Origin of the sequence: Legionella brunensis (genome assembly GCF_001467025.1) — a bacterium.
GTDB classification, from domain to species: Bacteria; Pseudomonadota; Gammaproteobacteria; order Legionellales; family Legionellaceae; genus Tatlockia; species Tatlockia brunensis.
Genome location: NZ_LNXV01000008.1, coordinates 47565 through 58810, shown reverse-complemented (window position 1 = coordinate 58810; position 11246 = coordinate 47565). Strand labels below are relative to the sequence as shown.

Genomic DNA, 11246 nt, shown 5'->3' with positions numbered 1-11246 from the left:
TACACTGTGTTTAGAAGAGCCAAAATGAAACGCAGTGCAGGATAAGAATTAGGCTAAATCAAAGTCACCTAGTTCTTCACGGAGTCGCTTTTCCTCAAATAAATCCTCTATTCTTCTACGTCTTTCTAGTTTTGTACTTAAACCTGGCTCATTTACAACTTGTGAATCGATATGTACTTCCAGTTCTGTGTCAAAGTCATCTAAGCGTCCAATAGTCATTGTAATTCTCCCTATGCCAAGTTAATTCCGTTAGAACTGACGCAAAATCTCAATCGTTTATTTAAAAATATTTTTATTCAGTTGTCACTAAACTACCTCATCGAAACATTTTTTGTCTCAAACCTGAGGTTTTGCGTAAGTTCTATCCTTTGAAGCAGTAACTTACTAGGCTGCGTTAGAAAGAAAATAACAGAATTCCGCTGTTAAAAACAGTGGAATTCTTTAGTAAAATTAGATTATTGTTGTTGGAATTGAGGTGCTTCATCCTCTGTCTCGTCAAGTCCAGGGAGAGGTTGAGGCTCAGGGGGATTGCGTAGTGTATTTAGCTCATCCTTAAATTTTGCAAGATCGGTAGGTTCTGGCTCCTTCAAGTCTTTCTCTCTTTCCTCTTTCAAAGCCTTGGCAATGTTCCTGGTTTTTTGCAAACGTTCAGGCTCACCATCAAATAGACCAGGTGCTTTTTTACCTTCTTTATCAACAACGTCAGTGAGTTTTCTTTCTACACCATTGACTTTGACGGTGATTTTTTCAGGCTCAAAGCCAGCGTTAATGCAAGCTTCATACATTCTACGCCCGTATTCGTCGGCTTCTTTTCCGTCTTTATCTAATTTGCTGTCATAGGTCACATCAATGGTTATCTCTTCATGGCCACAGGCGCGAGCCAATTCAGCCATGCTTTGAAAATCATAATCAACATTTTGATGACGAGAGTTATAGTACCCTAAGCCCCATTTGGGAAGTGTCATCTGAAGGCTACCGTCTTTGTTAATTGTGACATCTCTACCAGTAATTGTTTTCCATTTTTCAAAATCCAGGGGATTAACGCCTCTAATATTGGTGCTGCCAGTATCTTTATTTCGGGTTACGTGAAGTGGACCGCGAGGCGCTTGTGCATTATTTTCTTTCGCCAATCGATTAATTTCATTTTGAAGCTCAATAAACTCTTTGCCCTGGAGTGTGCGAGCTGCAGCCACAACAGCAATACGCTGTTTTTCTTTATTTGATTCTGTAACAATATCTTTAATACTTTGATTAAAGTTATCTTCAAATTGCTTAAATTGCTTTTCATTTGATTTCTCTAAGCAATCCAGCATTTCCTTTTTAACTTTTTCATATTGAGCGGGATCGGTTAATTCCATGCTAGCCATTAATTCATCTTTAATGCCTGGGGGGTTGTCTCCTGATGAGTTGTTTAATAAGGTTTCCATCTCAGCTTTGGTTTTTTCATGATGAGTCTTCACTGCTTCAAGTGCTTCACTTTTAATCGCATGCAAAAGACCGGGAAGTCTCCTTGGGTCAATCTCGAGGGGATTTTTTTTTAATTCTGCATTAATTAATGCGACATCCTTATCAAATCTTTCTTTTGCATTTTTGAGAACATCATTCGTGTCTTTAAGTGCGTTTGAGACGTCTCTTTTGACAGCTGCAGTGTGAGCATCATTTTTGTTTCTTAGCTTATCCCAATAAGGTCCTTCGAGAAGGCTTTTTTCCACGGGGTCTTTATCCTTACCATCTTTATCTTTACCTCCGCTTACTTGCTCTTTGAAACCTAAAAAGTCGTCTAATTGGCGAAAACGGTTTTCTTCATAGGTTTTGAAACCTTCCGTACCTGATAAGCCTTTTTCTAGGTTAACACTCTTTAAAAAGTGTTTATAAAATTCTTCTTGTTTCTCTTGACTAAAATATTTGTCTAACTCTTCTGTAGTAGCAAATTGTCTAAAAAATTTTCTTTGAAACAAACCGGGCATGATCAAGTCCTAACTAAGCACTAGTTAAATTGAGTATAACACTTATTTCTTAACTTATAATTAAGTTTAGTTTATGTTTAAAGTCCTTACCAGGCGGGGATTGCAGCATCTCCAAATAACTCTTTTGCTTTCACTTTTACAGGCTCTGAATTCATCGCTTTAACAAACTCTTCAAGCTGAGGCTTTTTGATGCTATCGCTACGAATGACTATCAAATTAGCATAAGGAGAATCCTTGCCTTCAATAAAAATAGCATCATGAGACGGGCTTAGACCTGCAGGAATTGCAAAAGTGGTGTTAATCACTGCGGCATCGACATCGGCCAAAATGCGGGGTAATTGGGCGGCATCCAATTCTTTAATATTGAGGTGCTTGGGATTTTTAGCGACGTCAGCAATGGATGCAGTATTGCTTTTTTTCAGGGTAATCAAGCCTGCTTTTTTCAAAAGTAATAATGCTCTTGCTTCATTGCTTGGGTCATTAGGAATTGCTATAGTCGCCTTATCAGGCAACTGTGCTAATGACTTGAATTTGTTCGAGTAAATTCCCGCCGGGTAAAGAAACGTTTTACCAATTACCTCGAGATTGTAACCATGAGCTTTCATGGCTGCTTGTAAATAGGGCAAATGCTGGTAAACATTGGCATCTAGACTACCGTCATCCAGAGCTTCGTTAGGTAAATTGTAGTCATTAAATTCTACAATTTTAATGTCGAGGCCATATTCTTTCAGGGCAACTTCTTTGGCGACTTCAACTAAATCCGTTTCAGGTCCTGCAATAGTGCCAATTGTTAATGTATTCGGGGAGGGTTTGTTACAGGCAACCAAACTAACAATTAAAACAAATATACTAAAAATACGCATTAATTCTGATCTCCTAATTATCGCTTTATTTTCTATCTCAATTAATTATGCGAAAAGTGACGAGCTAATCTGTCACCTCCCATTTGCAGTAATTGCACAATGACTACCAATACGACGACTGTTGAGAGCATTACACTAATATTAAAACGCTGATAACCATAGCGAATTGCTAAATCGCCAAGGCCACCACCACCGACAGTACCAGCCATTGCAGAGTAGTTTACTAGAGTAATGGCGGTGACAGTAACTGCTTGGATTAAAGCAGAAAAAGCCTCTGGTAAGAGGATAAAACGGATCATTTGCCGAGTGTTGGCCCCCATGGAAAAACCGGCTTCGATTAATCCATTAGGAATGTTTTGATAGATGTTATCTACTAAGCGTGCAAAAAATGGCGTAGCTCCCAGAGTGAGAGGAACCATTGCAGCATGAATGCCGATAGAAGTCCCTACTAACAATCGTGTAAAAGGAATGAGGGCAACTAGTAAAATAATAAAGGGAATCGAGCGACTAAAATTAATAAGTCCTGAAATAAAGCGACTTAACATAGCATGCGGCTTGATAGTTGTGCTGGTAAAAAGAAGCGTTCCCAAAGGCAGACCTAATAAAGTTGCCAAAAGAGTGCTGACGATAACCATATAAAGGGTTTCGCCACTAGCTATTAGCAAATCATAAAGCATCGTCAGTGACATACCCTAAAATCTCCACAGTTAAATTAGATTCCTCACAACGTTTGATAAATAAATTTAATAAATTTTTATCTGCTGCTAACTCAACAACCAACACGCCGCAAGTGATCATATCAAATCGGTCAATGTTGGCTAATAAGATGTTAATGTCTAAATGTAATTCACGACTTGTTTTACTGATAAAAGGAACAGTCGCATTCTCTCCCTGGAAAAATAACCGCAGCAGGGGCTTGTTATTCGGGACATTGGATAGGGAACTACTCAAGCAAGCAGGTAACTGCGGGCTTAACGATGCGTAAAGCATGCTGCGAGCTTGACTGTCTTGATTATTGAATGCACTTGCTAATGCGGTTGTTTCAATAATTTTTCCTGCTTCCATCACCGCTATACGGTGGCAAATCCGTTTGACGACTTCCATTTCATGAGTAATTAAAACAATCGTTAACCCATAAACGTGATTAATTTTTTTCAACAATTCCAAAATGGAATTTGTTGTTTCGGGATCTAAGGCCGAAGTGGCTTCATCACAAAGAAGAATTTTAGGTGAGCAACTCAAGGCCCGAGCGATGGCAACACGCTGTTTCTGACCGCCACTAAGTTGCTCGGGATAAAAATTTATTTTTTCCTCGAGCTCTACTAAGGGTAATAACTCCTCAATTTTATTTTTAATCGTGGTTTCCGACATGCCTTGTATACGCATAGGCAGCGCGATGTTTTCATAAACTGTTTTGCAGCTAAGAAGATTAAAATGTTGAAAAATCATCGCCATTTTATGGCGTGCGATGCGTAATTTCCGTGAGGAGAGGGTAGCGATATTTTCATTATCAATGATTACTTCACCACTATCCGGCCGCTCTAACAAATTGATGGAGCGCAGCAAAGTTGATTTACCTGCACCACTTTTACCAATAATGCCAAAAATTTCACCTTCTTGCACAAACAAATCAACATTCTGCAAGGCAACAGTGTTGGCGTAGGATTTGTTTAACCCATTTAATTCAATCATGACACAAACCTGAGAGAGTTACGCATGCGAGGCAAAAGAAGGAAGGATACCCGCTTTAGCCGTATTTACAATAGTGAGACCATTGAGCGCCCGCAAGCTGAATTTCAAATCGGCGCAAGATAAATCATACCTTAGCTTTATGATTAAATAAAGGGTTGCCAACTATTTTCAATATATAAAATTCCTGCTTTTTATAAAGCCATGGGTAATCTTACCCATGGCTTTACTAATGGTGAGCCATTAATGTTGCTCAAATTTAAAAAGATGATGGGTGGTTGATATGTTGCAGAATAATCGAAATATACTCTTCTCAAAAAAGAAAGAAACTTTAAATGAATTTCCTGTTTGGAAAGAAATAGGAGAAGATAACTTGATTTATAAAAAAGAAATGAAGTCACTAGATTCCGACCTGCAAGATTTAGTTTCAAACAATGTTATTGATTTAGAGTTAGCTAAGCAAGTACATGAATTATGCGCACTTGAAAAAGATAATCAGCGTGCTGAAAAATTGAAAAATCTTCACCCTGATCTTTGGCCAGCAGAGTATCGTGTGCAAGAACATTTGTGCTCTAAATTTGGGATGGTTCTTTTTTTAGGTGGTTTTCTTTCCAAAGATAATTTAGAAAAGATCCATCAAGCACATTTCCGTCAACTGAAAAATACTTGTCTTGAAGATTACGGTAAAGCCTTGTTTTACCCCGGAGCCTTCATTCATGTACGCATACTTTCATTATTATGTACTGCATCAGGAGTCAAGGCTTTAAAGAAAGGGAATTGTAAAATCAACGAACTTATCGAATTAGAGGGTTGGCAAGTCAAATGTTTGAATTGTACAGAAGGATTAAATGCACTAGAAAAAGGTTTATTAACCACAGAATTAGCATTAAAATTTGAATCCCCAAAAAAATTTAAAGAGCTCTATAAAGAGCTGGAATGTAGTACTGAAACTACTACTCTGGGGCTTTAAAATCAAGGGGTTCTTAAGTCAAATTTTGAAGTGCGTAAGCCGGGTTCTTTATGATTAATCGCGATCGTCAGTTCTGTCGAGGCACCACCAAGTATTTGACCATGGATGGTAACTAACTTGTAATGTATTTATAATACCAGTTACAGCTTTAAAACAAGCCCTCTCTTTCTCACCTTGGTTATTAATTTTAAAAATTGTAACGTCATCATAACGATAAATTTTCCAATCATCACCTTCTGCTTGTGAGTGAGCGTGACATGCTTTCTGATGAGCTTGCAAAATCCCGCTATGGAATTTAACTTTGGGCACTGGGCAGCCTGTGTTTTTGTTAACAATTTCATAGTAAAGTTGAAAGTCAGTGTCATTATCAACACAAATGGCATTTGCACTTGCAAAGATAAAAAAAGAAATGCTTAAAAGATAAATTTTTCGAAACATATTTTTCCTTGAAGGAATTAAAATTTTGAGACAATACAAGATGTGATGATATTTGCAAGGACTTATTGGGGATTTTGTGATTTTCTTAAATTTTTTATGAGAAAATCCCGCGGTTTTTGCCGCGGGGATGTAGGTAATATGATTAGCAGCTACTACTTTAGATTGACGAATAGGGTGCTTTTTTAGCGGAGCTCTCTACTTTTTCCAGTGCACTAGGTTTATTTTTTGGGGAATAAAATCCAAACTGATTCGCGGAAGTCGGTTTAGACGCTTCAGGTGTTGATGAAATTACTCGAATATCCAATTTTTCCAAACGGTCAACCTGTTGCTCTTGGCGTAGGAGTAATTGTTCATAACGTTCATTGCTGCGGTTTAGCTCTTCTTTTACAAAGACAAGCTCACTTTTTACTAAAGAAAGTTCAGTTTCAGTTTTACAAATTCTATCTGCAATACTAGCAAAACTAGATTTTTCATCCTTTAAAAAGGTCTCCAAACGTTCTTGGAACCCTTTACGCTGCTCGCTATCTTCAATGACAGTATCCGATAAGGTATCCACAGTGCCTTTCAATGTGGCGGCAATAAGTTTAGTTTTTTGAATTTCAAGACTCATAGACGTACGGACTTCGGCTAATTCTTTTACTTTTTCACTTAACTGCGTTCTATTTGTTGCATATTCCTTTTTAACTTGGGTAAGCTCGTCATGGTTGGCTTTAAGAAGTTTATCGTTATCTTGAACAGTCTTTTGTAGTTGTTCAGTCGTATGCTCTAGCTCATCCTTGGATTTTCGCAATAATTCCTCTGTTGCAATTAATAGTTCTACTTGGTTAGAGAGTGACTCCACTTGGTACCCTAACTCATCGACAGTATTAGTAAGCCTTTTATTTTCGTCGCGAAATCTGTCAATTTCTTTGGCTAGATTTTCACGAATTTTATCCAAGGCCGCAATTGTAATTTCCAGAATGTCAGCTAAGCTAAAAATCCCTTGTTTTAGGCGATCGGCAATATTTTTATTACAGGTATGATGATCATCGAGAACAATACCACTGGCAGTGTAGGCAATGACAGTAACGCCGCTAATGGCTAATAAAATACCTACATGTGCTGCAATACCTGCAGCTAATGTAGGCACGGTCAAAACGATACCGCCAACAATTTTTTGCCATAAGGGCAGCTCTCCCCAAAAATTGGCAGCTCGAGAAATTAAGCTATCATTTTGTTGCATAGTATCGATGATCGTGCCCAGGCTTTGTTTTATTTGTCCCAGTTGTTGTTGACTAATGGCAATTTGTGCGAGATCGTCTGGTTGAGTGGGGAGTGTATTAGGCTCTAAGGAAGGCTTTTCTAAAACATTAAGCTCTACTAAAGGCTTTTCCAAACCATTGCCATTGGGATCAATTGGGGGGTGATTTAGAGGTTTGAGTTCAATTGAGGACTTTTCTGGAGAAACAGTTTCTTCCGTTCTTTCTATTAAAGGCATGTCAGACTCCTTCTGTGCATATATTTCCTTATATGACTATTAATAATCATAAATAACTGAAGAAATCAAGCAAAAAAAAGTCTAATTAACTAACTAATAGTTAATTGGTATGGAAATCAATCAAGAGCGCTTGAAAAAGAAGAGAACTCCTCCGGAACAGGAGGAGATTGAGTGATTAATGTGAATACGCGGCAGATGCCTCGGGTTTAAGTACCTCAGAGGTTACTTCCTGCAATGCATGAAGTGTTCTGCGAGAGTGCCCAGCGACTAGCTTGTCGTTAAACTCCACAATCGTGCTTAGAGCCTTAACCCGCATTAATTCGGGATTGTCCGCATTCTCTGTTGTGAGTTGTTTCATATCCTCAACAAATTTATGAATAGTGTCACTGTGTTTGCCCTTAAAAAAGAATGGAACGGCAGCACGATGATGTAAACTCTGGTTACTTTCAAAGCTAGCTATGATAATTGCAAGTTTATCGGCTAATTCATTGCTATCCACATCGACCAAATTTTTCATATTTGTGAGGACAGTGTCTTTGTGATCTGGGTCTACTTTGTCAAATAGGTCTTTTAGCCAGTCTTTGGTTGAGCCGTCAACATCCACCGAAAAAGTAGGGCCCTTGTATGTTTTACTGGTTTCGATTTTCCCAACTAAATCTTCAAGAGCTTTGCCAACTTCTTTGGTTTGCTCTAGATGTTTTAGAATTTCTTCGACTTGAGAAGCATGGAAGTCAACTTCATGTGAATCCATCTTTAAATTATTCTCATAATCGAGAACGTGCATATTGCGTATATGCAGTAATTGTTCATCAGTAACTTTGGAAAAATCTTTATTGAGCAACTGAGGTAATATGGCATGTAAGAAATCGACATTGTTTGTTTTTAACAGTTGGATAACCGCAACTCTGGGATCGACCTCCGCAAATTGCTTGGCTGTTAACTCTAAGCCAACGTGCTTGTTATAAAGGTCTATAACTTCTTGAAATACTTCTGGTTTCTTGAAAGCTTCTAGTTCTTGACTATGCAGAGCATTTAAATAACGACCAACTTTTGCCTTGTTTTCTTCGATAATGTCTCTGGAAAAGGCCATGAATAACTCTTTACGGAAAGCATCTAAAGCGGCTTTTTTATCATTTCCAGTTAATTTCATGTAGGTGTTTTCTACTACAGTGGCATCAATATCCTTATAAACACCATTAGGATCTTTCTCATGAGCAAAGGCTAGCAGTTTTTCGAAAGAGTCACGTCCATAAATCTCTGCATAAAGTTCATTTTGTAAAAATCCGGTAACAAAACCACTTCCAGTCTGGTAGTGCGGTAGATAGCGGCTATCACCATGATGGAAGATAGTTACATCATGACCACCGATGCTGCCGCTATTAATGACAGCTCCTTTCTCACCTCGAGGAGTCGGGAATCTTGAGCGCAAATGAGGGTTGACTGGTAAGTCATTAATAGGTAAATCAGGAAAAACTAAACTAGCTATCGTGCGTGTGTAGTTGGTTATCTGTTCTTCGTATTCTTTCTTAGGCGTATTCTTTTCATCCATCATTTCTGCTGGGATTTCAGCACCAATGTAGAGGATGTCATTGGCGTAAAACACGCGAATACGAGGCGGGCGGACGAGATTCCAACCAAACTCTTTTAACGCGGGCTGCCATTTGGTGAGATCTAATGAGCGTTGATTGTCTCTTAATTCATCACAGGTAACTTTTCCAGTGATTACAAAGGTAGTTGTACCATGTGATGGTACAACAGTCATCCCTTTAACATCTTCTGTGGCTTCAGGCATATGGAGTTGAGTTTTTTCTGGATAAATGATTTGTTGCTTTTTCTCATCGTCTCGCAAAGCACCAGTTGCTACATGAATCTGAATATCCTGGTCTTTAGTATTTAAATCCTTTATAAGCTCAGCAACGCCTTCTTGTATTGATTCATCGTTGGCTGTGTTGACATTCTTTTTAATCAATAAGGGCTCTTTTCCTTGGGCAAATAAAGTCTTGAGGAAAGCAAGTTGTAAATCACGAATTTGAATTTGAGAAAAACGCTTAGCTGAGAAAACTTTATCGTCGCCATGCTGAAATCCTTGATCTACTGAGAAGTCGCGCTCATGAATTAAGCCATCTAAATTCACACCATCGGCGAGTAATTTTTTTGTAACATCTTCATTCTCAAAGCGAAAAATATTGGCGCGTGCTCTTTCTCTGTCGATATCTCGGGTGTCTGGTCTTAGACGATCATCAACCAAAATAATTTGAGCGTCGGGGTCAAGATTTTTGATTTTGACCGCGCGATGAAGATTGGCTGGACCTACGCCGATAAATACATGAATAGTCATAACTTCTCTCTCAAAAAAGAATTAATCAAGAGCGAATCCATACGCTAACAATAAACATCATCATGACAAGAATGATTAAATTTTTGTCAATAATATGAAGTATAGAATACTCTACAAAGCTTAAGGGCTTGTTAAGAGAGGGCGGATAATTGTAAAAAAATTGTTAAATTTGATGCGAATAATGGAAAATTAACAATCATTTTGGTCTTAAAATTTTCTTAATAAATTTCTTGGTTATTGAAATATAGGCTAAATTAAATAATAGAGGGATTCTGCTAATAAGGTGGAAAATTAAAGATATATTGCATAAAAATTAGCTAAGGATATGTTAATGGAGTTAAAAGCATTTCAATACCTTGAGGAAAGTGGTTGGAGTGTGAATTCCTTCCCCGATCTGGATTCCGAGCAAACATTAGTGCTTGTTTTCGCTGCACCAGAATTTTCTCATCTACAAGAGTCTATACAGCAACTTAGTGCAAGCTATAAAAATTCAAAAATCATTGGCTGCTCGAGTGCAGGAGAAATCTTTGGCCCACATATTTTTGATAAGAGTCTGTCTGTTGTCGTGATTAAATTTGAAAACACACCGATTAAAATTGTTAAAGCACAAGTTAATAAAATTGAAGCTTCTTTTGCTGCAGGAGAATCGATTAGCAAGCAACTACAATCCCCTGATTTAAAAAGTATCTTTGTCTTGTCTGAGGGACTACATGTTAATGGTACAGAATTAGTTAAAGGACTGAATAAATCGATTAATGGAAATAAACCCCTGATTACTGGTGGATTGGCAGGTGATACAAGTCATTTTAATAAAACCTGGACTCTTTTCAATGGTGAAGTTCTTGATAATTACATCGTGGCTGCAGGATTTTACGGTAACCATATTCATGTAGGTCATGCCTCCAAAGGTGGATGGGATATTTTTGGTCCGGCGCGAAGAATTACGCGCTCTGAAGGAAATATACTTTATGAGTTGGATAATCAACCAGCTTTAGCGCTTTATAAGGAGTATCTTGGTGAAAGGGCTGCTGAGTTACCGGCTTCCGGATTGCTTTACCCCTTAGCTATTCAAGATATGAATACCAAAGATCCTATTTCTTTAGTACGAACTATTTTAGGTATCAATGAAGAAAATCAAGCTCTTATTTTCGCTGGTGATATACCCTCTGGATATTATGCACAATTAATGCATGCCAATTTTGATCGCTTAATCACTAGTGCCAGCGAGGCTGGTGAATTGGCAGGAAAAAGTATGTTAGAACCCGGCTATAAACCTCAAGGCCCTATTTTGGCAATTAGCATCAGTTGTGTAGGGCGACGTCTGCTATTAGGAGAGCGAACAGAAGAGGAAACGGAGTCTACGTTAGAATCCTTGCCAGATAATACAATTCAAATAGGTTTTTATTCTTACGGTGAATTGTGTCCTTCAGGGTGTGGTGATTGCAAATTGCATAATCAAACCATGACATTAACTACTTACTTTGAATCATAATTGGGTTAGATA

Annotated in this window: 10 protein-coding genes; 2 read left to right on the top strand and 8 right to left on the bottom strand. The window is 38.1% G+C overall.

The annotated features are described in order from the left end of the window. Positions 1-48 precede the first annotated feature (48 nt). From Lbru_RS17455 to Lbru_RS05380, 5 genes are all read right to left on the bottom strand, one after another. Complete coding sequence (locus tag Lbru_RS17455; RefSeq protein WP_165481423.1) at positions 49-219, bottom strand: PA3496 family putative envelope integrity protein; 171 nt, start codon at positions 217-219, stop codon at positions 49-51. Positions 220-455: 236 nt separating this feature from the next. Continuing rightward, positions 456-1967, bottom strand: a complete 1512-nt coding sequence (locus Lbru_RS05395; protein ID WP_058441168.1) for an MCP four helix bundle domain-containing protein — start codon at positions 1965-1967, stop codon at positions 456-458. An 86-nt stretch (positions 1968-2053) separates the two neighbouring features. Further along, positions 2054-2830: a MetQ/NlpA family ABC transporter substrate-binding protein gene (locus Lbru_RS05390; protein ID WP_065235425.1), complete on the bottom strand. Its 777-nt coding sequence runs from the start codon at positions 2828-2830 to the stop codon at positions 2054-2056. A gap of 41 nt (positions 2831-2871) precedes the next feature. After that, the gene (locus Lbru_RS05385) at positions 2872-3519 is read right to left on the bottom strand and encodes a methionine ABC transporter permease (protein WP_058441167.1); all 648 of its coding nucleotides are present in this window, start codon (positions 3517-3519) and stop codon (positions 2872-2874) included. After that, a complete protein-coding gene (locus Lbru_RS05380) occupies positions 3497-4522 on the bottom strand; it encodes a methionine ABC transporter ATP-binding protein (protein WP_058441166.1) in 1026 nt (341 codons plus the stop codon). Before Lbru_RS05380 ends, Lbru_RS05385 begins: the two co-directional genes overlap by 23 nt. A gap of 280 nt (positions 4523-4802) precedes the next feature. On the opposite strand from Lbru_RS05380, the gene Lbru_RS05375 reads away from it, so the two are divergent. After that, positions 4803-5489 (top strand): hypothetical protein, encoded by a 687-nt coding sequence (locus Lbru_RS05375; protein WP_058441165.1) that lies wholly within the window; start codon positions 4803-4805, stop codon positions 5487-5489. Between the two features lie 54 nt (positions 5490-5543). On the opposite strand, the gene Lbru_RS05370 is transcribed toward Lbru_RS05375, so the two are convergent. The 3 genes from Lbru_RS05370 to Lbru_RS05360 form a co-directional block, all read right to left on the bottom strand. Next, positions 5544-5927, bottom strand: coding sequence for a hypothetical protein (locus tag Lbru_RS05370; protein ID WP_058441164.1), 384 nt, complete (start codon positions 5925-5927; stop codon positions 5544-5546). 157 nt (positions 5928-6084) lie between these two features. Beyond that, positions 6085-7404, bottom strand: coding sequence for a LegC2/C7 family Dot/Icm T4SS effector (locus Lbru_RS05365; RefSeq protein ID WP_058441163.1), 1320 nt, complete (start codon positions 7402-7404; stop codon positions 6085-6087). Between the two features lie 175 nt (positions 7405-7579). Beyond that, positions 7580-9742, bottom strand: a complete 2163-nt coding sequence (locus Lbru_RS05360) for a hypothetical protein (RefSeq protein WP_058441162.1) — start codon at positions 9740-9742, stop codon at positions 7580-7582. Between the two features lie 331 nt (positions 9743-10073). Here Lbru_RS05360 and Lbru_RS05355 point away from each other — a divergent pair, with 331 nt between their 5' ends. Then, positions 10074-11234, top strand: coding sequence for an FIST signal transduction protein (locus tag Lbru_RS05355; protein WP_058441161.1), 1161 nt, complete (start codon positions 10074-10076; stop codon positions 11232-11234). Positions 11235-11246: the final 12 nt, after the last annotated feature.